The organism is Streptomyces sp. NPDC055013, assembly GCF_053608645.1.
The window spans coordinates 43150-66142 of record NZ_JBSGVW010000045.1 but is presented as its reverse complement, the minus strand read 5'-3'; the positions used below and the strand labels follow the sequence as shown (position 1 = coordinate 66142).

17 protein-coding genes are annotated in these 22993 nt (G+C 69.9%); 4 read left to right on the top strand and 13 right to left on the bottom strand.

Annotated features, from left to right (window positions below; all coding sequences use genetic code 11):
* Positions 1-52: 52 nt before the first annotated feature.
* From ACWGDB_RS37050 to ACWGDB_RS37035, 4 genes are all read right to left on the bottom strand, one after another.
* Entirely contained in the window at positions 53-2041 is a 1989-nt protein-coding gene (locus ACWGDB_RS37050) for an ATP-dependent DNA helicase (RefSeq protein WP_453826485.1), read from the bottom strand.
* 445 nt (positions 2042-2486) lie between these two features.
* Positions 2487-3311 carry a GNAT family N-acetyltransferase gene (locus tag ACWGDB_RS37045; RefSeq protein ID WP_453826484.1) on the bottom strand — a complete coding sequence of 275 codons (825 nt, stop codon included), beginning with the start codon at positions 3309-3311 and terminating at the stop codon, positions 2487-2489.
* A 201-nt stretch (positions 3312-3512) separates the two neighbouring features.
* Complete coding sequence (locus ACWGDB_RS37040; RefSeq protein ID WP_453826483.1) at positions 3513-5717, bottom strand: IucA/IucC family protein; 2205 nt, start codon at positions 5715-5717, stop codon at positions 3513-3515.
* A gap of 236 nt (positions 5718-5953) precedes the next feature.
* Positions 5954-7714: a diaminobutyrate--2-oxoglutarate transaminase family protein gene (locus tag ACWGDB_RS37035; RefSeq protein ID WP_453826482.1), complete on the bottom strand. Its 1761-nt coding sequence runs from the start codon at positions 7712-7714 to the stop codon at positions 5954-5956.
* A 354-nt stretch (positions 7715-8068) separates the two neighbouring features.
* On the opposite strand from ACWGDB_RS37035, the gene ACWGDB_RS37030 reads away from it, so the two are divergent.
* A complete protein-coding gene (locus ACWGDB_RS37030; RefSeq protein ID WP_453826481.1) occupies positions 8069-9289 on the top strand; it encodes a trypsin-like serine peptidase in 1221 nt (406 codons plus the stop codon).
* A 234-nt stretch (positions 9290-9523) separates the two neighbouring features.
* Entirely contained in the window at positions 9524-10744 is a 1221-nt protein-coding gene (locus ACWGDB_RS37025) for a trypsin-like serine peptidase (RefSeq protein ID WP_453826480.1), read from the top strand.
* A 120-nt stretch (positions 10745-10864) separates the two neighbouring features.
* On the opposite strand, the gene hflX is transcribed toward ACWGDB_RS37025, so the two are convergent.
* From hflX to miaA, 6 genes are all read right to left on the bottom strand, one after another.
* On the bottom strand, positions 10865-12358 hold the full coding sequence (gene hflX / locus ACWGDB_RS37020) for a GTPase HflX (protein ID WP_453826479.1): 1494 nt from the start codon (positions 12356-12358) through the stop codon (positions 10865-10867).
* Positions 12359-12553: 195 nt separating this feature from the next.
* On the bottom strand, positions 12554-14158 hold the full coding sequence (locus tag ACWGDB_RS37015) for a M1 family metallopeptidase (RefSeq protein WP_453826478.1): 1605 nt from the start codon (positions 14156-14158) through the stop codon (positions 12554-12556).
* A 187-nt stretch (positions 14159-14345) separates the two neighbouring features.
* On the bottom strand, positions 14346-16529 hold the full coding sequence (locus ACWGDB_RS37010) for a RelA/SpoT family protein (protein ID WP_453826477.1): 2184 nt from the start codon (positions 16527-16529) through the stop codon (positions 14346-14348).
* 300 nt (positions 16530-16829) lie between these two features.
* Complete coding sequence (gene dapF, locus ACWGDB_RS37005; RefSeq protein WP_453826476.1) at positions 16830-17699, bottom strand: diaminopimelate epimerase; 870 nt, start codon at positions 17697-17699, stop codon at positions 16830-16832.
* A 60-nt stretch (positions 17700-17759) separates the two neighbouring features.
* On the bottom strand, positions 17760-18263 hold the full coding sequence (locus tag ACWGDB_RS37000) for a hypothetical protein (protein WP_383631376.1): 504 nt from the start codon (positions 18261-18263) through the stop codon (positions 17760-17762).
* 108 nt (positions 18264-18371) lie between these two features.
* Entirely contained in the window at positions 18372-19310 is a 939-nt protein-coding gene (gene miaA, locus ACWGDB_RS36995; protein WP_453826475.1) for a tRNA (adenosine(37)-N6)-dimethylallyltransferase MiaA, read from the bottom strand.
* Between the two features lie 182 nt (positions 19311-19492).
* On the opposite strand from miaA, the gene ACWGDB_RS36990 reads away from it, so the two are divergent.
* Together ACWGDB_RS36990 and ACWGDB_RS36985 are read left to right on the top strand one after the other, a co-directional pair.
* Complete coding sequence (locus ACWGDB_RS36990) at positions 19493-19765, top strand: hypothetical protein (protein WP_453826474.1); 273 nt, start codon at positions 19493-19495, stop codon at positions 19763-19765.
* A 24-nt stretch (positions 19766-19789) separates the two neighbouring features.
* Positions 19790-20059 (top strand): antitoxin, encoded by a 270-nt coding sequence (locus tag ACWGDB_RS36985; RefSeq protein ID WP_453826473.1) that lies wholly within the window; start codon positions 19790-19792, stop codon positions 20057-20059.
* A gap of 120 nt (positions 20060-20179) precedes the next feature.
* On the opposite strand, the gene ACWGDB_RS36980 is transcribed toward ACWGDB_RS36985, so the two are convergent.
* From ACWGDB_RS36980 to ACWGDB_RS36970, 3 genes are all read right to left on the bottom strand, one after another.
* Complete coding sequence (locus ACWGDB_RS36980; RefSeq protein ID WP_453826472.1) at positions 20180-20893, bottom strand: class III extradiol dioxygenase subunit B-like domain-containing protein; 714 nt, start codon at positions 20891-20893, stop codon at positions 20180-20182.
* 80 nt (positions 20894-20973) lie between these two features.
* Positions 20974-22491 carry a tRNA (N6-isopentenyl adenosine(37)-C2)-methylthiotransferase MiaB gene (miaB, locus tag ACWGDB_RS36975; protein WP_453826471.1) on the bottom strand — a complete coding sequence of 506 codons (1518 nt, stop codon included), beginning with the start codon at positions 22489-22491 and terminating at the stop codon, positions 20974-20976.
* A gap of 86 nt (positions 22492-22577) precedes the next feature.
* Positions 22578-22982: a pyrophosphohydrolase domain-containing protein gene (locus ACWGDB_RS36970; RefSeq protein WP_453826470.1), complete on the bottom strand. Its 405-nt coding sequence runs from the start codon at positions 22980-22982 to the stop codon at positions 22578-22580.
* Positions 22983-22993 lie beyond the last annotated feature (11 nt).

Here is a 22993-nt window from a genome sequence, read left to right as displayed (position 1 = left end):
GTCGCGGCGCGCGACAGGCTAACCCCCGCTCCTCACCATGGCTGTTTCGCCATCACTGCGGCTGCTTTTCTGCCTCAGCCTTCTTGGCCACCGCATCGATCGCGGCCAGCGACTTTCGAACCTGATTACGGTCCGTCGTGTACCAAAAGTCGGGCAGTGACGCCTTCAGGTAGCTCCCGTACCGGGCCGTGGCCAGCCGCTGGTCAAGAACGGCGACCACGCCGCGGTCCCCCGATGCCCGCACGAGGCGGCCGGCGCCCTGGGCCATCAGCAGCGCGGCGTGAGTGGCGGCGACCGCCATGAAGCCGTTGCCTCCGGCGTCCTCCACAGCCTTCTGGCGCGCGCTCATCAGCGGGTCGTCCGGGCGAGGGAACGGGATCTTGTCTATGACGACCAGCTGACAGCTGGGGCCGGGTACATCGACGCCCTGCCAGAGGGACAGCGTGCCGAAGAGGCAGGTCTGCGGGTCGGCCGCGAAGTTCTTGATCAGTTCGCCGAGCGTCTCCTCGCCCTGCAGGAGGATCGGGAACTCGGGGATGCGGGAGCGAAGCTCTTCCGCGGCCAGCTGGGCGGCCCGCATCGAGGAGAACAGGCCCAGCGTGCGACCGCCGGCCGCCTGGATCAGTTCGGTCAGCTCGTCGAGCATGTCCACGCGGTCGCCGTCCCGCGCGGGGCGCGACAGGTGCTTGGCGACATACAGAATGCCCTGCTTGCGGTACTCGAAGGGCGAGCCGACATCCACTCCCTTCCACTGCGGAAGGTCATCGCCTTCCGTGCCCTCGGGAGCGAGGCCCAGGGAGGCACCGACGCCGTTGAAGTCGCCGCCAAGCTTCAGGGTCGCGGAGGTCAGGACGACGGAACGGTCCGCGAAGAGCTTCTCCCGCAGCAGGCCCGACACGGACATCGGGGCCACACGCAGGGATGCGCCAAAGCGGTCGTGACGCTCGTACCAGACGACGTCCCACTCGGAGCCGTTCGTGATGCGCTCCGCGACGTCGTGCACGGACTCGACCGAGGCCAACGCCTGCTTGCGGACCGCGTCCTCGTCCAGCACGGACTTGTCGCGGGTCGAGCCGATCGCGGAGATGACGGTACGACAGGCGTCCCGCAACGCCATGAGGGCGTAGGCCAGGTCTTCCGGGATCTCCTCCAGGCGGCCCGGCAGGGCCAGCTCCATCAGCCGCTCGAAGCCCTCGGCGGCGGTCTGGAGCTGGTCGGCGGCCTTCTCGTTGGCAAGCTTCGCGGCGCGGCGCACCGCACGGTTGACCTGGCCGGGTGTGAGCTCGCCGGTGGCGACTCCAGTGACCCGGGAGACCAGCTCGTGCGCCTCGTCGACGATCAGGACCTCGTGCTGAGGAAGGACGGGGGCGCCCTCGATGGCGTCGATCGCGAGCAGCGCGTGATTGGTGACCACGACCTCCGAGAGCTTGGCTCGCTCACGGGCCATCTCGGCGAAGCACTCGGCGCCGTACGCACACTTCGAAGCGCCCAGGCACTCCCGCGACGACACCGACACCTGACCCCAGGCCCGGTCGGACACACCGGGTGTCAGATCGTCGCGATCACCCGTCTCCGTCCCGTCCGACCAGTCGCGCAACCGCAATAGGTCCTGCCCCAGCTTGCTGGTCGGCGCGGCCGCCTCGAACTGGTCGAAGAGGCCTTCGTCCTCATCCTGCGGAACGCCCTCGTGCAACCGGTGCAGGCAAAGGTAGTTCGACCTGCCCTTGAGCATCGCGAACTCGGGGCGACGACGCAGCAGCGGGTGCAGGGCGTCGACCGTGCGCGGCAGGTCCCGCTCCACGAGTTGGCGCTGCAGAGCCAGCGTGGCCGTCGCCACGACGACGCGCTCCCCCTGCGCGAGCGCGGGCACAAGGTAGCCGAGCGACTTTCCGGTGCCGGTGCCGGCCTGAACCAGCAGATGGGAACCGCCGTCGATCGCCTCCGCGACGGATTCGGCCATGGTCACCTGGCCGGGGCGCTCCGTACCGCCGACGGCAGTGACGGCAGCGTGCAGGAGTTCGGGGAGTGGGGGCTTCGTCATAGCGTGACCACCCTACGGCCAGGCACTGACAACCGGGCGATCACGGTGGTGACGGAAGGCGGGATCAAGACCCGGACCACTTCGATCTAGATCGTATCGGTTCGGGTGGGTGTGGGGTTGGTTCGATTGGGCTCAGGTGCTTGCGTGTGGCGGTGTCGTCGGTTCGGGCGTGGTCAGGGTGGTTCGGTTCCGACCGGGGCGATTCGTTTGCGACCGGGCGATTCGATTGCGCCCCCGGGCGACCGGGCCGATCGGCTACGGCGGGGTCTCTCGGCCGCGCCCCGGGTTGGGAGCTGGTCCGCCAGGCGGGAATCCCGCAGCCAATCGGACCGTGACACTGATCCGTGTCTCCGAGTGCGCCGACGGTTCGTCCGCGAGGCAGAGCCGAGTGGGAACCAGATCGACCCGACCGGTGTACCAATTGTGATGGCGCTGCAACACGGCGTCACAGCATATGGCACAGGCTCCGGTCTCTCACCATGAGGGCAGCCCGCTTGGCGGGCAGTTCGATCTCGGCGGAGAACCGAAAACCGGCGCTCAGGAAGGCGGCGACGGAAGGGGTGTTGCGAATGTCGGGTTCGGCGACGATGCGAGCGCAGGCATGCCGCTTGTCGAGGACGAGGTCGGCGACGGCTCGGAGGAGAGTGCCCCCGAGTCCTCGCCCGCGGTCGCCGACGGCACCGATAAGGAGATGGAGGCCGGTGTCGTGGGGTCGGGCCGGGTAATGCCGGGCGAGCGGGTCGAGGTCCGCGCGGTAGAGCTCCCAATAGCTGATCGGGGTGCCGCCAAGCAGGCCCAGGCACGGAACGCTGCGTCCGTCACCGGAGAGATGGGCCCGCAGGTGCTCCTCGGTCGCGTTCGGAGGCCCGGCCAGCCCCCAGAACGCGGCGATGGCGGGGTCGTTCATCCACCGGTCGATGATCGAAAGGTCTCGTTCGATCCGCACGGGGACCAGGTGAAGCACTCCCGCAGATGTGCTGATCGGCCCCCACTCGCCAACGTGGTCAAGCAGGTCGTCGGCGTCCGGGAGATCTGGATCCGAGGCGAATGGGACCGAGTCGGCTCCTGAGCTCTGCTCCCCGGCGGCACCGGGCTCCTCCGCGAAGAGAGCGACGATCTCGTCGGGCAAGCGCATGTCCAGCGTGTCCTCGCTGTCTGCGCTCAAGCCCGCCTGGGCGATACGGCCACCACGAGCACCCAGGCTCATGGCGGTCACGATGTCGCTGACGGGGTCAGTACCGGCGTCGGCACTCGCGTCGGTGGGAGGCACGGCGACGCTCCTCTCAGGAGGTGGGGTAGGGCATGTTCCTCAGGGATGAAAGGTGTTGGTGACAGCCGGAGGCGATGTCGGGAGTGCAGAAGCCGAGCGATGGAGGGGACCGTGATCGGGGGTGAGGCCTGGCTCAGAAGTGCGGTGTGGCGAAGGGCCGGCGACGAGGTGAGTTGTCAAGGGCAAGGGCAGGACGAATGGTCAGGAATGCAGGGGGTTGGCGATGGAGACGTAGACGGACTGGGTGTCGACCGGGCCGACGAGTTCATCTAGGCCGTGCAGCCGGGTCAGCAGGTTGGCCTTGCAACGCAGAACCGGTGAGTCGAGCAGGTGCGCAGGTAGTGCGGTGTGGAGCCGACAGGGACCGGAGGCCACTTCGCCGAGGAAGCGGCGGAAGGCAGCGAGCAGCAGTCGCTCGTCGGCGAGACGCTGGGAGCCGAATGCTCCGATGAGGCCGAACACGTTGTTGATCGCGAGGTAGTACGCGAAGCGCTCGTCGGTGACTTCGTCCGAGACGAAGGTGTCGCTGTGCTCACCGATACCGGGCAACCGAGCATCGAGTTCCGCGCGCCGGGACTCGCGGAAGTAGTAACCCTGGTTGTCGCGGTACCGGCCGCCCGAAGGCCAGCCGTCAGCGTCCAGTACGAGCAGGGTGTTCTGCTGGTGTGCTTCCAGGGCCACTCCGGCCTCCGAGTCCAGCCACAGCACCGGACGGATGGTCTGCTCGAGGTAACGCAGGAACCACTCGGCGGCAACGGCCTCACGAGAGCGGCCTGTTCGAACGGCGAGACGCGTGACCAGCTCGGCCAAACGGGACCGCAGCGGCTCCGCGCCCGACCGGGGTCGGACTGTGACGGTGCCACGTTCTGCGCACGAGCGGGGCGAAACGAGTCCGGCGACGCATGAAACGTCATCGGAAGGCCGGAACGGGTTGTGCCGGATCATCACGTCGAGACCGGCCACTGGGACGCCACCCGGTCCATCGACAGCCAGCCATGCCGGGTCCCGAACGATGTCAAAGCCTGGGTGCTCGGTTCGCCAATGCGTGGCGAGGCCGCTGCGCAGAAGTCGGTGGACCTCGACGCCGCGGTGCAGTTCCTTGCGGAGGTTCTCACGGCGGGAGTTGGTGATCCGCAGGCCCAGCGAAAGCTTGAGCATGGCGGGGGCACCGGATCTGTAGACGGTTCGTACGGAGGAGGTGGGGTGCCACGACGCGCCGCGGATGCCGAGTTCCTGGAGCAGCCCGGCATCGAGCAGCGCCGCGGTCTCGGAGCGGTGGCGGACCTCGCGCAGCTGCCAAGGGTGCAGGGGCAGGGCCGCATAGCCGTCGGGCAACGACAGCTCAGAGCCGGCGAGTCGGGAGGTGAGCTGGGCGGCGGGGACAACACGGCCGCGTTCGGTCCAGGCCGAGTCGGCGGCCAGCAGGGAGGGAGCGACAGCCAGCCAATTCAAAGGAAAGGAGCCACGCAACTCGGGTGAGTACCGGTGCGCTTCAGTCTCGGAGAGGCCCTCGCGGCTCTTGGGCGTCGGGTGGAGAGGGTGTCCGAGCAGGAGCGCCTGTTCGGCCGCGAGAAACAGGTCAGGGGTGTCGGCGGGATTTTCGCGACGCTCACTGATGAAGGTGACGGTTCGCCGGACAGAGTCGGCGACACGGGCACCGAGGTCAGTCGCGGCGGAAATCGCGGGGCCGGTCAGGGCTGTGGGGACTGGAGAGGAAGGGCGCCCGGATGCGGGTTCGGTCGGCGGTACGGAGGAGGTCGGGAATACGCGGGAGGTCGAAGGCGCGGCGGAGATCAGAGGTGCAGCAAAGGCAAAGGGTGGGACGGAGGCAAAGGGTGGTGCGGAGGTCAGGGCTACGGCAGAGTCCAATGGCGCGGCGAAAGGCACCGCCATGCCGGCGCCGGAAGCCACGGCCTCAGGGTTCCCTCCCCCGAGCGTCTCCCTGGCAAGCAGCGCGGCGAGGGTGACCGCATCCGTCGGTGGCTGAGGGGCGGGCGCGTCTGCCAGGTGTGGGAAGCCGAACCGGTGCAACCCCGTAGGGGACCAGTAGCCGACGGGGACCAGCAGAGCTGTGCCAGTGGCAGGCAAGGGGATCCGGAGGACCCCCGTGTCGGGTGCCGGGAGATTCGTCTCGCGCACCCAGCAGCGGAGCAGGTTCTCCACTGCGGCGGCCTGGGCTGCGATGTGCGGGTCGGGATGCTCAAGAAGGTCAGAGGTGTCGTCGCCCTGCAGCCAATCGGCGTCCGCAGCCCCTCCCTGCGTCGGCACGCGTTCCTGTGGTGCGACGCCTTCCTGCCAGGCGTCTCCCACGTGCGACGCGGGCGGCACTTGCGGGGAGAGCGGTAGGTCGGAGGAACCTCGCCGGCCGGTATCGGTGCGGCCGTCGGATGCGGGGGTGGTGGTCAAGGCTGGTCCTCTTGAAGTGGTTCCGGCTGTGCGGCGACGGCCGTGTTCTTGCGCTGAGGGTGGGCGTGGCCTGGAAGGGGCGCGTTTCCAAAAGGGTGCGGTTGGGGGGTGTGTCAGGTGGGGGCGAGATTCCGACAGGAAATGACGGGGCGCTCGGGAGTGGGGCAGTCGAGGGTCACCGTGTCGAGGGGGCACGGGACATGGAAGAAGGCGGCGTGCGCACAACCCCTGCCGCGCTACCCGGCGCGGTCGCCCCGGTCACCGTGCTGCCGGTGCCCCGAGTGCGGCTGATGCGCCCGATCCCGGCCGGTGTGACCGGCGTGACCGGTGGAACCACTGCGGCCGGTACGACCGGCGCGACCGCGGGACACCGCTTCCACTGCGTCGGCCAACCGGTCCAGCACAGCGGCCGCCTGCTCGTCGCTGATGGTCAGGGGCGGCAGGAGCCGTACGACGCTGGAGTGGCGGCCGCCGAGTTCGACGATCAGGCCACGGCGCAGGCACTCCTGTTGGATGGCGGCGGCGAGTTCGGGGGCGGCGGGACGCGGATGGTGGTCGGCGTCCCGGAGTACTTCCGCCCTTGCTCCTTCGCTGCCAAGGGCGACACCCTCCGGGGAGCCACCCGCGCTCCGGGAAGGGCCGAGGCCCGCGAGACCGCCTGCCCCACCACCAGCCCAGCCGAGACCGTTCGGCGCAGCCGCTTGAACCGAAGCACTCACCTCGGCCTGGCCAACGCCACCCCCGTGTCCTTCGAGAGCAGCCAGCCCCCGTGGCTCACGCCCGGCCACGCCACTCCCCTCAACCGCAGCCAGGATCGCCGACCGGCCCTCGTCCCCCGGGGATTCGCCGTGTGGCTCCACCACCTCGACCCCGATCATCAGCCCCCGCCCCCGCACATCCCCGATGCAAGCGAACTCCGAGGCAAGTCGTTGGAGTTGCTGCAGCATCCACGAACCCAGTTCGGCGGCGCGCTCGGCAAGTCGGTTCTCGCGGACGTAGGCGAGTGTCGCTGTGCCGGCGGCCATGGCGAGCTGGTTGCCGCGGAACGTGCCGGCGTGAGCACCGGGTTGCCAGGCGTCGAGTTCGTCGCGGTAGACGATGACGGCCAGAGGCAGGCTGCCGCCGATGGCCTTGGAGAGGACCATGACGTCGGGGGTGACGCCGCTGTGCTCTACGGCCCAGAAGGAACCAGTGCGGCCGACTCCTGTCTGGACCTCGTCGGCGATCAGCGGGATGGAACGGTCGGCGGTGATCTGCCTCATACGCCGCAGCCACCCGCCAGGGGCGGGGATCACTCCGCCCTCACCCTGGACCGGTTCGAGGATCATCCCGGCGGGACGCGGCACGCCCGACTTCGGGTCGTCGAGGACGGACTCGGTCCAGCGGGCGGCGAGTTCGGCGCCCTGTTCGCCGCCGACACCGAAGGGGCAGCGGTAGTCCTGGGGATACGGCAGGCGCGCGACCCGTACGTCGAAGGCGCCCCCGGACGCTTCGAGCGCTCCGGCGGTCATCCCGTGGTAGGCGCCGCTGAAGGCGAGCATCCCGGTCCGTCCGGTCGCGGCCCGGACGAGCTTGAAGGCGGCCTCCACCGCATCGGTCCCGGCCGGTCCGCAGAACTGCACGCGCGCGTGGTCGGCGAGACCGGGTGGCAGGGTACGGAACAACTCGGTGATGAAGGCATCCTTGACAGGCGTGGCCAGGTCGAGGACGTGCAGTGGTGCCCCCGAGTCCAGGACCTTGCGGATGGCTTGCAGGACCACCGGGTGGTTGTGTCCGAGCGCCAGCGTCCCGGCGCCGGAGAGGCAGTCCAGGTAACGGCGGCCGTCCGCCCCCTCGATGGTCAGCCCGCGCGCCCGCACCGGCACGATCGGCAGGGCGCGAGCGTAGGTGCGCGCCGACGACTCGCGCGCCGACTGGCGCCGCAGGATCCCCTCGTGCACGGCGGATGTCCCCGCCGAGTCGGACGTACCCTCGCGCACAGATTCGGTCACGGCCATGGCTCCCTGTCCTCCCGCTGTCCAGGGCGAGCAGGTGTGTCGCATCCTCGCCCGACCCGACATACGAAGCCCCGCGAGCGTCCACTCGAAACTCCGGGGAACTGGGCACAGGGGACCGCCACACAGACAGCAGGTCCCCACGGCTACCAACCGCGGACCGTTCCCCGGGTTACGGGTTGCTTCAAGATCCTTGCCGTGACGGAACCGTTGCCGTTCCGTCGGAAGTCCCCCACAGCGAGCGCATAGTGTGTGGTGCCGTCCCAACGCGCCGTGACACCCCGCCGGACCAGCGAATGATCAGCGGAAGTTCACGGCCGCGGCGCCAAGTACCGTCACCCCAGGGGGAGTCAGATCATGCGATCGATACGGCCGTCGTTCACCGCTCGCCGAGGGCGGAGCACGCGCCGCAGAACCTCCCCGCTGCCGATAGTCGCGCTCGCCGCTGCGCTGGCCCTCACCGTCACGGCCTGCGACTCGGGCGACGCCGAGGCGGGCGGCGATGCCACCGCGTCCGCTGCGGCCGGGGGTGAAGGCGAGATCACGATCCCGGACGACATCAAGGACAAGCTCAAAGACCACGGGATCGACATCGACAAGTGGAAGGACGGCGCCTGGAAGAAGTGGGACCGGGACGACTGGCTCCGCGAGGCCCAGGACTACATCAACCCGATCATCGAGGGCTTGTGGGACCCGGACCGTATGCGGGACGCCCAGGACCCGGACCGGGGCGTCGACGAAAGTGACCTTTCCGGTGACCAGGGTGTGACCGACCCGACGCCGGAGCCCGTGGACGCTCAGGCCGTGCCGCCCGCATACCACGCCAACGCGCCCGAAGCGGGCAAGGTGTTCTTCGACTCCCCCGAGGGCACGATGGTCTGCTCGGCGACAGTCGTGCAGGACCCCGCCAACCCCGGCAAGTCCAATATGGTGTGGACGGCCGGCCACTGCGTGCACGCGGGCAAGAGCGGCGGCTGGTACCGCAACATCGCGTTCGTGCCGTCGTACAACAACGACGACATGTCGGCCACGGAGCGCAAGGGCGCAACGCGGGAGCAGGTCGCTCCGTTCGGCGTCTGGTGGGCCGACTGGGCACAGACCTCGGACCAGTGGATCGCGCAGGGCGGTGCGACGGGCGGGGACGGCGCCTCGTACGACTTCGCGGTGCTGCATGTGAAGCCGGAGGAGGGCAGCAACGGCAAATCTCTGGAGGAGATGGTCGGTTCGGCCCTGCCGGTGGACTTCAACGCTCCGGCCGTCCCCAAGGTGGACAGCATCAAGGCGATCGGCTATCCGGCCGCTGCGCCGTTCGACGGCGAGAAGCTGTACCAGTGCCAGGACAAGCCGGGCCGGCTGTCGCTCCGTGCGTCGGACCCGACGATGTACCGCATCGGCTGCACCATGACCGGCGGTTCGTCCGGTGGCGGTTGGGTCGCGACGGGCTCGGACGGCAAGCCGGCGCTCGTGTCCAACACCTCCATCGGCCCGGTGGATTCGGGCTGGCTGGCGGGTCCGCGGCTGGGCAAGGAGGCCAAGGGCATCTTCGACAGGGTGAGCGACAAGTTCACCGGTCAGTGATGTCGGCCAGAGGTCGGGAGTGACGGCACCGTAGGCACCGACGGCGGCGGGGCGGCGGGGCGGCGGGGCGGCGGGAAGAAACCTTCACCGCCTCACCGCCGTTCGCCCTCAACTCCACGGGCATAGTGGGGTGTCGCGTCCGAGGGTTCGCACGAGAGCGTGCACGGACCCTCGTGACCCGTACCTGTCGTCAGGCATCACGACACAGCACGTTCCAACGGGGGTTACCGAACCATGCGTTCCACACATACGTCCGCAGCTCCACGCAGAGGACGGCGCTCCGTCCTGGCCGCCACCGGCTTCGTGGCCGTCCTGGCGCTCACTGCGACCGCCTGTGACGGCTCGGCGGAGGACGCGGCGAGCGATCAGGCCGATGCTGCCGCGTCCCAGGCCGCCGGTCTCGGCGACGGCGACAGCGACGGCAAGATCCAGATCCCGGCCGACATCGCGGACAAGCTCGAGAAGCACGGTATCGATGTCGACAAGTGGACCAGCGGCGGCTGGAAGGACTGGGACAAGGACAAGTGGCTCAGCGAGGCCAAGGACTTCGTCAACCCGGTGATCGAGGGCCTCTGGAAGCCTGAGCGGATGCAGTCCGCGAGGGAGGCCAACAAGACGGTCACCACGCAGGACGCCTCGGCCGACCAGGGCGTGAGCGACCCGGAGCCGGCGCCCGTCCAGGCCACGGCCGAGAAGACGCCGTACCACGACAACGCGGCCCCGGTCGGCAAGGTCTTCTTCGACTCCCCCGACGGCCCTGCCGTCTGCTCCGGCACGGTCGTCAAGGACGTCAACCACCCCGGCAAGTCCAACCTGGTCTGGACGGCCGGTCACTGCGTGCACGCCGGTGGCAACGGCGGCTGGTACCGCAACCTCGTCTTCGTCCCGTCCTACAACGACCTCGGCAAGTCCGAGGCGCAGCTTGGCAATGCCACGCCTGCGGAGGTCGCCCCGTACGGCAACTGGTGGGCCGACTGGGTCTCAACCTCGAACGAGTGGATCCAGGGTGGATCGGAGACGGGCGGCGCGGGTGCCGCGTACGACTACTCGGTGCTGCATGTGAAGCCGGAGCAGGGCTCCAAGTCGCTCGAGGAGACGGTCGGCGCCGCACTCGACGTGGACTTCTCGGCCCCGGCGGCGACGGAGGCCGGCACGATGGGCGCCTGGGGCTACCCGGCGGCGCCTCCGTACAACGGTCTGCAGATGTTCAAGTGCCTCGACCAGCCCGGCCGGTTCTCGCTCAGCCCGGCGCTGCCGACGATGTACCGCATCGGCTGCACCATGACCGGCGGTTCGTCGGGCGGCGGCTGGATCCGTGTCGTGAACGGCGAGACCAAGCTGGTGTCCAACACCTCGATCGGCCCTGAGGACAACACCTGGCTCGCGGGCCCGCAGCTGGGCGCCGGCGCCGAGGCGGTGTACCAGCACATGAGCAGGACGTACGGCGGTCGGTGACGCGCACGTACGGACACGACCGAAGGCCCGCTCCCCTGCAACAGGGGGCGGGCCTTCGGCGTTGCCAGGTTGACCAGAGCCGCTGCTCCACAGCGGCTGTGGCGGTCGGCTTACGACGGCTCAGGCGGTCGGCGCCGGAACGTACGGCGCGAGATCCGCCGCCAGCTCCTCGTGCACCCGCGCCTTGAGCAGCGTGCCCTCCGGGGTGTGCTCCTCGGAGATCACCTCGCCCTCGGTGTGGGCGCGGGCGATCAGCTTGCCGTGCGTGTACGGCACGAGTGCCTCGATCTCGACGGACGGGCGGGGCAGCTCGTTGTCGATCAGCGCGAGCAGCTCGTCGATGCCCTGGCCGGTGCGAGCCGAGACCGCGATCGAACGCGTCTCGATCCGCAGCAGCCGCTGCAGCGTCAGCGGGTCGGCCGCGTCCGCCTTGTTGATCACGACGATCTCCGGTACGCCGGTGGCGCCGACGTCCCTGATCACCTCGCGCACGGCGGCCAGCTGCTCCTCCGGGTTCGGGTGCGAACCGTCCACCACATGCAGGATCAGGTCGGAATCGCCGACCTCCTCCATCGTGGAGCGGAACGCCTCGACCAGGTGGTGCGGCAGGTGTCGTACGAAGCCGACGGTGTCGGCCAGCGTGTAGAGCCGTCCGCCCGGGGTCTCGGCCCGGCGCACGGTCGGGTCGAGGGTCGCGAACAGGGCGTTCTCGACCAGCACGCCCGCGCCCGTGAGGCGGTTGAGCAGCGAGGACTTGCCCGCGTTGGTGTAGCCCGCGATGGCGACCGACGGCACCTTGTTGCGCCGGCGTACCTGGCGCTGGATGTCGCGGCCGGTCTTCATCTCCGCGATCTCACGGCGCATCTTCGCCATCTTCTCGCGGATCCGTCGCCGGTCCGTCTCGATCTTGGTCTCACCGGGACCACGGGTGGCGAGTCCGCCGCCCTTGCCGCCGCCCATCTGACGGGACAGCGACTGACCCCAGCCGCGCAGCCTCGGCAGCATGTACTGCATCTGCGCGAGCGCGACCTGCGCCTTGCCCTCTCGGGACTTGGCGTGCTGGGCGAAGATGTCGAGGATCAGGGCCGTACGGTCGATGACCTTGACCTTGACGACGTCTTCGAGGTGGATGAGCTGGCCCGGGCTGAGCTCACCGTCGCAGATGACGGTGTCGGCGCCGGTTTCCAGCACGATGTCCCGCAGCTCCTCGGCCTTGCCGGAGCCGATGTAGGTGGCCGCGTCGGGCTTGTCACGGCGCTGGATCACGCCGTCGAGCACCAGCGCGCCCGCGGTCTCCGCGAGGGCGGCGAGCTCCGCGAGGGAGTTGTCCGCGTCCTGCACGGTCCCCGAGGTCCAGACACCGACGAGCACGACCCGCTCCAGACGGAGCTGGCGGTACTCGACCTCGGTGACGTCCTCGAGCTCGGTGGAGAGGCCCGCCACACGGCGTAGAGCCGCGCGGTCGGAGCGGTCGAACTGTTCGCCGTCCCGCTCTCCGTCGATCTCGTGGCTCCAGGCGACGTCCTCTTCCATCAGGGCATCGGCCCGAAGACCTTCGGGATAAGTGTGCGCGGCGCGCTGCGTGTCCTGGGAAGGGGAAGAAGAGGAGGTCATTGGGTCCTTACGTCGATGGGAATCCGCATGCGGCGACGGTGGCAGTGACAGTGGCTTCCCGGACCGAGTCCGTGACACCCGAAAACTGTCCGTCACTGCTCACAACGCACGAGCGCCTCGGGAGATTCCCGTGTGCCGTGTCATGCCGTGCCGACCGGAAAATGGTCGCACGGCACGGCACGTCTCGTCACCGCCTTATTTATCGGCCGCCTTCTTGGGGCCTGCCTTCTTGGCCGCATTCCCGGCGCCGGATTTCTCGGCCGCCTTCCCGGAGGCCGCCTTCTTCGCCGCCTGCTCGGGGTCCGCGGACTTCCACTCCGGCTGCCCGGGCATCGGCGGGGTCTTCTTGCCGTACAGCCAGGAGTGCATGAAGCCGTCGAGCTGGTGTCCGGAGATGTCCTCCGCGAGCGCGACGAAGTCCGCGGTGGAAGCGGAACGGTCCTTGTGACGCTTCACCCACGCGCGCTCCAGGCGCTCGAAGGCCGGGGCGCCGATCTCCTGACGAAGGGCGTACAGGACCAGGGCCGCGCCGTCATAGACGTTCGGCCTGAAGATGCCGTTCTTCTTGCCGGCGGCTGCCGCCTTGGGTGCCGCGGGCGGTCCGCCGGCCGTGCGCCAGCGGTCGGACGCGGCGTAGGCGGCCTTCATACGTGCCTCCATCGGCCTGCCTGCCTTCTCCGCCGCGTACAGGGCCTCGTACCAAGTGGCGTGCCCTTCGCTGAGCCACAGGTCGGACCAGGTGCGCGGGCTGACGCTGTCGCCGAACCACTGGTGCGCCAGCTCGTGCACCATGATCGACTCGATGTACCACTTCGGGTAGGCGGACTGGGTGAAGAGGTCTCGCTCGAAGAGGGAGAGCGTCTGGGTCTCGAGTTCGAAGCCGGTGGCGGCGTCGGCCATGAGCAGGCCGTACGTCTCGAGGGGGTACCGCCCGATCTTGCTCTCCATCCAGGAGATCTGGCCGGGGGTCTTCTTCAGCCACGGTTCGAGCTGCTTGCGGTCCTTGGTGGGCACGACGTCCCGTAGGGGCAGCCCGTGCGGGCCGGTGCGGTGCACCACCGTGGAGCGGCCGATGGACACCTGGGCGAGCTCGGTGGCCATGGGGTGCCGGGTGCGGTACGTCCAGGTCGTCGCGCTGCCCGCGCTGTCCACGCCGGTCGGCAGGCCGTTGGCGACGGCCGTGTAGCCCTTGGGTGCGGTGACCCGGATGGTGAACATGGCCTTGTCGGACGGGTGGTCGTTGCACGGGAACACGACGTGGGCGGCATCGGCCTGGTTGGCCATCGCGAGGCCGTCCGAGGTCTGCACCCACCCGCCGTCCCGGCCCTTCCCATACACGGGATCGCTGGTGTGCCGCACGGTGATCTGCGTCCAGCTGCCGTCGGACAACGGCTCCTCGGGCGTGACGACGAGATCCTCTCCGGCGCTGCGGAACGTCGCCGGCTCCCCGTCGACCTCGACGGACTCGACCTTTCCGTGGGCGAAGTCCAGGTTGACGCGGTCCAGGTCCTTGGTCGTCCACGCATCGATCGTGGTGACGGCCTGGAGGGGCTTGTCGTTGGAGCCGGAGTAGCGGAAGGACAGGTCGTACGACGCCACGTCGTAGCCGGGGTTGCCCAGGTTCGGGAAGAGGCGGTCGCCGATGCCAAGGGGGGTGACGGGGGCGCTGGCGGCGAGGAGACCGAAGGAGGCGGTTGCGGCGAACAGCGCGAGCGCCTTGCGTCGCCTCGGGGATCCGGGACGGGTGCGAGGAGCGCCAGGAAGTGGTCGCTGAGCCTCGGTGCGGGGGGTGAGCAGCATGCACCACGGCTATCAGCGCGCGCGTGCGCGGCGTTGACGCCGCGCGACCGGCCCACTCGAACGGGTATGTCAAGCGGGTGCAAGCCTTTGGGGATTGCCACGGGAACGGCCGGTGAACGACTGCCGGAGGGACGCCCCGGGGTGAAACCTGACATCCACCGCCCCCTGGCGCACCCCCGCGCGCCCCTTACGCCCCCTGCGTCTGCGGCTGCGCCCTCGTCACGTCGTACACGCCCGCCACGTTCCGCATCGCCCGCATGAGTCCCGGCAGCAGCGCCGCGTCCGGCAGTTGGACCGTGTACGTGTGGCGTACGCGCTGCTGGGTCGGGGGTTCGACAGTCGCCGAGACGATCTCCGCGCCCTCCAGGGCCATGGCTTCGGTGAGGTCCGCCAGGAGGTGCGGGCGAACGAACGATTCGGCGACCAGGGTGACCCGGCACTCGGTGGTGTCGCCCCAGCGCACGTCGACCTCCGCGCGCCCGGCGCTCTTCATGCGTGCCACCGCGGCGCACTCGACGCGATGAACCGTCACCACTCCCCCGCGCACGGAGAACCCGGTGACCTCGTCGGGCGGTACGGGCGTGCAGCAACCGGCGAGGCGTACGGTCGCGCCGGGCCGGTCGACGAGGACACTGGCGGCGGGTCGCCCGAGCGGCCCCTCGGCGGCCAAACGTACGGCTGGACCGTCCGCGTCGGCCGACGGGCTCCCCGATTCCTCGACCGCGGACCGGAACTGCGTCACAGGCTCCTCGGCGGCCTCACTCTGCTGGGGATGGGTGGCCAGCCACCGCTGGATGGCGATCCGCGCGGCGGCCGTGTGTGCGTGCTCCAGCCACTCCCTGGAGGGCTCCGAGGCCGGATCCTGGCCCATGAGGAGCTGGACGGTGTCGCCGTCCCGCAGCACCGTGCTGAGGGTCGCCAGACGGCCGTTGACGCGGGCGCCGATGCACGCGTGCGCGTCCTCGCCGTACTGGGCGTACGCGGCGTCCACACAGGTCGCGCCCTCGGGCAGACCGAGGGTGCCGCCGTCGGGCCGGAAAACGGTGATCTCACGGTCCTGGGCGAGGTCCTCGCGCAGCGTGGACCAGAAGGTGTCCGGGTCCGGGGCGGCCTCCTGCCAGTCGAGGAGGCGGGACAGCCAGCCGGGGCGCGTGGGGTCGGCGCGCTCGCCGTCACTCGACGCGGCCTGCTCCTCCGAAGGGTGAGCGTAGGGATTGCCTAGCGCCACGACACCGGCCTCGGCGACCTTGTGCATCTGGTGGGTCCGGATGAGGACTTCGGCGACCTGGCCGTCCGCGCGGGCGACGGCCGTGTGCAGCGACTGGTACAGGTTGAACTTGGGGACGGCGATGAAGTCCTTGAACTCCGAGACGACCGGCGTCATACAGGTGTGCAGCTCACCCAGGACGCCGTAACAGTCCGCGTCCTCGTTCACCAGGACCAGCAGCCGCCCGAAGTCTGAGCCGCGCAGCCGGCCGCGCTTGCGGGACACCCGATGCACGGAGACGAAGTGCCGTGGCCTGATGAGGACTTCCGCCTGGATGTCGGCCTCACGCAGAACCCTGCGCATCTCGTCGGCCATCTCCGCGAGCGGATCGTCGGCGCGCGCGACATTGCCGACGATCAACTCCCGTGTGTGCTCGTACTCCTCGGGGTGCAGGATCGCGAAGACCAGGTCTTCCAGTTCCGTCTTGAGTGCCTGGACGCCGAGCCGCTCGGCGAGCGGGATGAGGACGTCTCGGGTCACCTTGGCGATGCGGGCCTGTTTCTCGGGGCGCATCACTCCGAGGGTGCGCATGTTGTGCAGCCGGTCGGCGAGTTTGATCGACATCACGCGGACGTCGTTGCCGGTCGCGACGAGCATCTTGCGAAAGGTCTCGGGCTCGGCGGCGGCGCCGTAGTCGACCTTCTCCAGCTTGGTCACGCCGTCGACGAGGAAGCGGACCTCCGCGCCGAACTGCTCGCCGACCTGATCGAGCGTCACGTCGGTGTCCTCGACGGTGTCGTGGAGCAGCGACGCCGTCAAGGTCGTGGTCTCGGCGCCGAGTTCGGCAAGGATCAGGGTCACCGCGAGCGGGTGCGTGATGTACGGCTCGCCGCTCTTGCGCATCTGGCCGCGGTGCGAGGACTCCGCCAGCACATAGGCGCGGCGCAGGTGTTCGAGGTCGGCGTCGGGGTGGTGGGCCCGGTGGGCGTCGACGACATGGCCGATCGCGTCGGGCAGCCGGCCGCGTGAGGCGGGGCCGAGCAGCGCAGCCCGGCCGAGGCGGCGCAGGTCGATGCGTGCGCGGGCCTTCCTGCGTGGCACGGCAGGCGTCACAGCGCCTGCTACCGGGCCTGGCGTCGCGGGATTCGTGGCCTCCGCACTCATGGGCACCTCCGGCTGCGTGGACCGGCGAACGGGGTGCCCCATGGCGGACACGGCTCAGGGGACGACAACATCTCCCCCGTCCGGGCCGGTGCTTGATGCTACCGAGCCCATCACGTGCGACTGACCGCCTCTCGCCGAGCGTGAAACGGATCACCCATTCGAGCGAGGGTTGATGGGTTTACGTTTTTGCGCCATACGGCCAGCAATCGTTCGTGATCTCGAACACACCCGGGATCCCCTCGCCCATAAACTCGGGCCACGGCCGGCCTTTGCGGCCCTGATGTCGAGTCAGGGAGCCGCTCAACGAGCGAATGTTTCCAGCCACTCCGCGTCGATCTCACCTTCGGCCACGATCACCGCGGGGCCGGTCATCTCGATCTCGCCATCGGTTCGCTCGGTGATCACCAGGGTGCCGCCGGGCACATCGACGGTGTACGTCACGGGGGCGCCGGTGACCGCCGGGTCGGCTCCGTCCCGCCGCGCGGCGGCCACGGCGACGGCGCACGCGCCCGTGCCGCACGATCGGGTCTCGCCGGCACCGCGCTCGTGCACGCGCAGCGCGACGTGCCGGGGCGCCCGGTCGACGACGAACTCGACGTTGACGCCGTCCGGGTAGGCCGAGGCCGGGCTGAACGGCGGCGGGGAGAACAGGTCGCCGGCGTGCGCGAGGTCGTCCACGAAAGCGACCGCGTGCGGGTTGCCCATGTTCACGTTCCGCGCGGGCCAGCTGCGCTCACCGACGCTGACCGTGACGTCCCCTTCGGGGAGCAGCGCCTTGCCCATACCGACCGTCACGTCACCGTCCTTGGCGATGTGCACGGTCTTCACGCCCCCGCGGGTGGCGACGGCGAGATCCCCCTCGGTGACGTGTCCCGCGCGCTGGAGGTAGCGCGCGAAGACGCGCACGCCGTTGCCGCACATCTCCGCGATCGAGCCGTCGCCGTTGCGGTAGTCCATGAACCACTCGGCCTCGGCCGCCATGTCCTTGGCCTCGGGGTGCGCCGCGGACCGCACGACGTGCAGCAGTCCGTCACCACCGATGCCCGCGCGGCGGTCGCACAGGGCGGCGACGGCGGTCGGGGGCAGGTCGACGGCGTTCTCGGGGTCCGGGACGATCACGAAGTCGTTCTCGGTGCCGTGACCCTTGAGGAAGGCGATCCGCGTGCTCATTCCTCGATCGTACGGTGCCGCTATGACAGAGCCGAAAAGCGAGCCTGTCCGGCGACCGAGTCAGCGCAGGCGAGCCACTCGCCACACGGCCAGAACGACGATCGCGGCGACGACCAGGGCATACGCGATCACGAACCGCCAGTCAGGTCTGCGCCCGGAGCCCCGCTGCGGCAGCCCCGGCCAGGTGTAGCCGACGCGGCGGGCGGCCATCATGCCCCAGCCGGCCGCGCAGGAGCAGATCAGGAGCCCCAGCATGGCGATCACGGCCCCGCTGTCGCCGAAGTCGAAGGCCAGCGGGAACGCGAACATCAGGGAGCCGACCGCGGCCAGGGACACGATGGGCGCGAGCTGCCAGATCCGCAGTCGGCGCTGCGGGCGCAGCTCGACCTCGACCTCCGGGCCGCCGGCGTACATCTCCTCGGGCTCGGGGCCGTCGTCGGTGACGCCGCCCTCGGGCTCGTCGTCCAGGTCCGGGCTCAGGCGGTCGCCGTCCCGCTCCGGTTCGTCCCGGTCGGCGGTGACGTTCTCGGTGCCTTGTGCGGTGTCGCGAGGGCCGGCCTCCATCGCCACGCGCCCTCCCAACTCGGACTTCACTTGGTCGATCGAAGCTCGATGATGGCACGGCGCCGGAGGCCGGGATGACGGCCGGAGCGTCCCGATGCAATCACGTGATCAGGCTGTAACCGGTCGTTCGACCAACGCCAGTGCGAGATGCGGAAGTTCTGTGAGATCTGCCGCAGCCCCACTCAGCCAGTGCACCCGCGGGTCGCGTCTGAACCATGAATCCTGGCGGCGCGCGAAGCGCTTGGTGGCACGTACGGTCTCGTTCCGCGCTTCTTCCAGCGTGCACTCCCCGGCGAGCGCCGCGAGGACCTGCTGGTAGCCGAGCGCGCGCGAAGCCGTACGCCCCTCGCGCAACCCCTGCGCCTCCAGCTCGCGGACCTCGTCCACGAGCCCGGCGTCCCACATCCGGTCGACCCGGCGCGCGATGCGCTCGTCCAGCTCGGGGCGGGCCACGTCGACGCCGATCTGGACCGTGTCGTAGATCGAGTCATGGCCGGGGAGGTTGGCCGTGAAGGGCTGGCCGGTGATCTCGATCACCTCGAGAGCCCGGACGATACGGCGGCCGTTGCTGGGCAGGATCGCCTGCGCGGCCTCGGGGTCGGCGGCGGCGAGGCGGGCGTGCAGTGCGCCGGATCCGCGCAGCGCGAGCTCCTCCTCGAGCCGGGCCCTGACCTCGGGGTCGGTGCCGGGGAACTCCAGGTTGTCGACGGCACCACGGACGTACAGCCCCGAGCCGCCGACCAGGATCGGCCAGCGCCCCTCGGCGAGCAGTGCGTCGATCCGCTCCCGCGCGAGCCGCTGGTACTCGGCGACGGACGCCGTGACGGTGACGTCCCAGATGTCCAGGAGGTGGTGCGGCACGCCCGCGCGCTCCTCGGGCGTCAGCTTGGCGGTGCCGATGTCCATCCCTCGGTAGAGCTGCATGGAGTCGGCGTTGACGACCTCACCCCCGAGCTGCTGGGCGAGAAAGACGCCCAGATCGGACTTTCCGGCCGCGGTGGGTCCGACTACGGCGATGACACGGGGGGCGAGGGGTGCGCTACTCACCGCCCCAGTCTCGCAAACCCCACGGGGTGGCCTCGAACGAGTTACGTGACGGCACACGCGCGGGGTCGTTGCCTGTTGCGAGGTTTTCGCCGCCGGTTTCGAGGAGGCGGCGACCCGGGGGCGCAAACGGACGCACCGGACGACGCGGGATTTCGCCCGCACGAGTAACGTATGGAGTGGATATGGGCGTTTTCGCACGACTTTTCCGGAGGTCGAAGGCCACGGACGAGGCGTCAACCGCCGAGGCTCAGGCCGACACACCAACGGCCGAGCCGACGGTGGAAGAGGCGGCGGAGGCGAAGGAGCCGGCCGAAACCAAGGCCGAGGACGCGGCCTCGACGGCGGCGGAGGCCGCCGAGGCCGATGCCGACACCGACGACGGCGTCGAGATCCCGAAGCAGCAGTCCGCCGACGAGGCGGCCGACAGTGAGGCCGGCGAGGGCGCCCGCACGTAACTGCCCCGCGCGGGAAGGTGAAGCATGGGTCTGATGCACAATTTGAAAGCCAAACTCGCCCCGGCCAAGGACAAGGTCTCCGACTTCGCACAGCGGCACGAGGAGCAGGTCCATCACGGCCTCGACAAGGCCGCTAGGGCCGTCGACCATCGGACCAAGGGCAAGTACAGCGACAAGATCCACACGGGCACGGGCAAGGCCAAGGGTGCCATGGGCCGACTCGCGCACAAGGACGACGACACGGCGACCGGCAGCAGCACACCGCCGCCGGACGCGCCCCCGCCGACCACCTGAACGGCACATCGCCGGACGGCCGCGGAGCTTGACCGCTCCCGGCCGTCCGCCGTTTCAGGACGGCGCCGGTGTGTTCCTGGCGAGTGGCGCCGACGTGCGCTACGACCAGGTGGGCGTCGGCTACGACCAGGTCGCGACCAAGTACCCGACGCCATACGGCGCGTCCTCGTACAGCAAAGCGCCCCCAAGCCCCGCCTCCTCGGCAGCGCCCGCGAGGACCTGCCAGGAGGCTCGGCCGGAGGCCTTCAGCTCGCGCGCAAGCTCGGCGTCCAGCTCCTTGAGTGCGGCCACGTCCGCCTCGCCGAGGGCACGCGCGACGGACGCGTCGAACGGGGCCGCCCGCTCATCGAGGTAGCCGGGAGCCTTGAGCGTGCGGCAGGCACTGGCGTCGCCCATCACCAGCAGCGCCACCCGGTCGGCTCGAGCGGCGATGTCCCTTCCGATATCAATACACCGCTCGGCCTCGAGAGGTTCCCCCACACCGAGACCTTCGATCGGGGCGTCCGACCAGGTGGTCCGCTCCAGCAGCCACGCCGCGACAGCGAGCGAGGTCGGCAGCGCACGCCGCGGCTCCTCCGCAGCCTGCGCCCCCAGTCGTACGTCGACGTCCACGCCGAAGCCCCGGAACGAACCCGGCGTACCTTCCGCGTACGTCCCGTGCCCGCTCTCCTCGGCGGGTCCGACGACCACGAGAAGATCGGGCCGGGCAGCTGCGAGGACACCGAGCGCGTCCGTGCACGCCGCTCGCGCGGCGTCCAGCTCGGGTGCGGCGCCCGCGGCGACCTGCGGGACGAGGAGAGGCGGGCTGGGGCAGACTGCGGCAGCGACAAGCATGATCGGCAGGGTAACCCCGCGGGTCGGCCGGGTGTCACTCCTCGATGAGCACGCCGGCCGGGCCGAGGTCCGTGAGCGCCTCAGTCGCAGCCGCAGCCGCTGCCCGTCGCCACCGGCAGCGGTGCCGGGACACCGATCTTCGGGAGACCGAGCATCACGCCCGCGGGCTTGGCGGCCTCGGCGGCGTTGCGCTTCTCCCAGGCGTCACCCGCGCGCGTGCGGCGCACGCCCAGGACGGCTCCCTCGGCCAGGAGGTGGTGCGGAGCGGCGTACGTGATCTCGACGGTCACCACGTCGCCGGGGCGGACCTCCTGCTCCGGCTTGGTGAAGTGGACCAGGCGGTTGTCGGGGGCGCGCCCGGAAAGGCGGTGGGTGGCGCCGTCCTTGCGGCCCTCACCCTCGGCGACCATCAGCTCGACGGTGCGGCCGACCTGCCTCTTGTTCTCCTCCCAGGAGATCTCCTCCTGGAGGGCCACGAGACGCTCGTAGCGCGCCTGGACGACCTCCTTGGGGATCTGGTTCTCCATGGTGGCCGCGGGGGTGCCGGGGCGCTTGGAGTACTGGAAGGTGAACGCCTGCGCGAAACGGGCCTCGCGGACCACGTGCAGCGTCTGCTTGAAGTCCTCCTCCGTCTCGCCGGGGAAGCCCACGATGATGTCGGTCGTGATCGCGGCGTGCGGGATGGCGGCGCGGACCTTCTCGATGATCCCCAGGTAGCGCTCCTGACGGTAGGAGCGGCGCATCGCCTTCAGGACCGTGTCCGAGCCGGACTGGAGCGGCATGTGCAGCTGCGGCATCACGTTCGGCGTCTCGGCCATGGCGGCGATGACGTCGTCGGTGAAGTCGCGCGGGTGCGGCGACGTGAAGCGGACGCGCTCCAGGCCGTCGATGTTCCCGCAGGCCCGCAGCAGCTTGCTGAACGCCTCGCGGTCGCCGATGTCGGAGCCGTACGCGTTGACGTTCTGGCCGAGCAGCGTGATCTCGCTGACGCCCTCGGCGACCAGGGCCTCGACCTCGGCGAGGATGTCGCCGGGACGGCGGTCCTTCTCCTTGCCGCGCAGGGCCGGGACGATACAGAAGGTGCAGGTGTTGTTGCAGCCGACGGAGATCGACACCCAGGCCGCGTAGGCGCTCTCGCGCCGCGTCGGCAGCGTCGACGGGAACGCCTCCAGCGACTCGGCGATCTCGACCTGCGCCTCCTCCTGCACGCGCGCGCGTTCCAGCAGGACGGGCAGCTTGCCGATGTTGTGCGTGCCGAAGACGACGTCCACCCAGGGCGCCCGCTTCACGATGGTGTCGCGGTCCTTCTGCGCGAGGCAGCCGCCGACCGCGATCTGCATCCCGGGCCGCTTGGTCTTCATCGGGGCGAGGTGACCGAGGTTGCCGTAGAGCTTGTTGTCGGCGTTCTCGCGGACCGCGCAGGTGTTGAAGACGACGACATCGGCGTCGCCGTCCGAGCCCTCGGGCGCGCGTACGTAACCGGCGTCTTCGAGCAGCCCGGACAATCGCTCGGAATCGTGGACGTTCATCTGGCACCCGTAGGTACGCACCTCGTATGTCTTCACGTCCACTGCCTGGCTCCGGTCGCTGCTGCTCATGGGACAAGGGTATGCGGTCGTGAAAGCCCGTTGCCCCGGTCCGAGACGGCCGCCCCCGAGCGCCCGGCCGTCCCTCGCCGGGCCGGTCAGGCCCCGTCGCCGCCCCACCCCTGGCGGCGCAGCACGCTCGACACGTCCGGTACCTCGTAGTGCTCGCCCTTGAGTACCTTCCCGTCGGCCCGGCGGGCGACCCGGCCGTCGGGGCCCAGCTTGGTCATGTTGGACCGGTGGATCTCGGCCAGGACGGCGTCGAGGTCGATGCCGTGGACCAGGGCCGTGCCGTACGCGACGTAGACCACGTCGGCCAGCTCGTGGGCAAGCTTGTCGAGCGGACCTGCGACGGCCACCTCGGCGACCTCCGCGGCCTCCTCGGCGAGCAGTTCCCCACGGTGGGCGGCGAGTTCCGGGGAGACCTCGGTCGGTGTACTGCGGGCGTCGAGACCGAAGGCGAGGTGGAATTCACGGACCAGGTTGGCGGGAGAGGAGCTCATGCGGCGACTTT

Coding starts and splice junctions, on each gene's coding strand:
- ACWGDB_RS37030 (WP_453826481.1), top strand. CDS start 8,069: ATGCGATCGATACGGCCGTCGTTCACCGCTCGCCGAGGGCGGAGCACG.
- dapF (WP_453826476.1), bottom strand. CDS start 17,699: ATGAGCACGCGGATCGCCTTCCTCAAGGGTCACGGCACCGAGAACGAC.
- ACWGDB_RS36970 (WP_453826470.1), bottom strand. CDS start 22,982: ATGAGCTCCTCTCCCGCCAACCTGGTCCGTGAATTCCACCTCGCCTTC.
- ACWGDB_RS37015 (WP_453826478.1), bottom strand. CDS start 14,158: ATGCTGCTCACCCCCCGCACCGAGGCTCAGCGACCACTTCCTGGCGCT.
- ACWGDB_RS37025 (WP_453826480.1), top strand. CDS start 9,524: ATGCGTTCCACACATACGTCCGCAGCTCCACGCAGAGGACGGCGCTCC.
- miaB (WP_453826471.1), bottom strand. CDS start 22,491: ATGAGCAGCAGCGACCGGAGCCAGGCAGTGGACGTGAAGACATACGAG.
- ACWGDB_RS36990 (WP_453826474.1), top strand. CDS start 19,493: ATGGGCGTTTTCGCACGACTTTTCCGGAGGTCGAAGGCCACGGACGAG.
- ACWGDB_RS37035 (WP_453826482.1), bottom strand. CDS start 7,714: ATGGCCGTGACCGAATCTGTGCGCGAGGGTACGTCCGACTCGGCGGGG.
- ACWGDB_RS36985 (WP_453826473.1), top strand. CDS start 19,790: ATGGGTCTGATGCACAATTTGAAAGCCAAACTCGCCCCGGCCAAGGAC.
- hflX (WP_453826479.1), bottom strand. CDS start 12,358: ATGACCTCCTCTTCTTCCCCTTCCCAGGACACGCAGCGCGCCGCGCAC.
- ACWGDB_RS37010 (WP_453826477.1), bottom strand. CDS start 16,529: ATGAGTGCGGAGGCCACGAATCCCGCGACGCCAGGCCCGGTAGCAGGC.
- ACWGDB_RS37000 (WP_383631376.1), bottom strand. CDS start 18,263: ATGGAGGCCGGCCCTCGCGACACCGCACAAGGCACCGAGAACGTCACC.
- ACWGDB_RS37050 (WP_453826485.1), bottom strand. CDS start 2,041: ATGACGAAGCCCCCACTCCCCGAACTCCTGCACGCTGCCGTCACTGCC.
- ACWGDB_RS36980 (WP_453826472.1), bottom strand. CDS start 20,893: ATGCTTGTCGCTGCCGCAGTCTGCCCCAGCCCGCCTCTCCTCGTCCCG.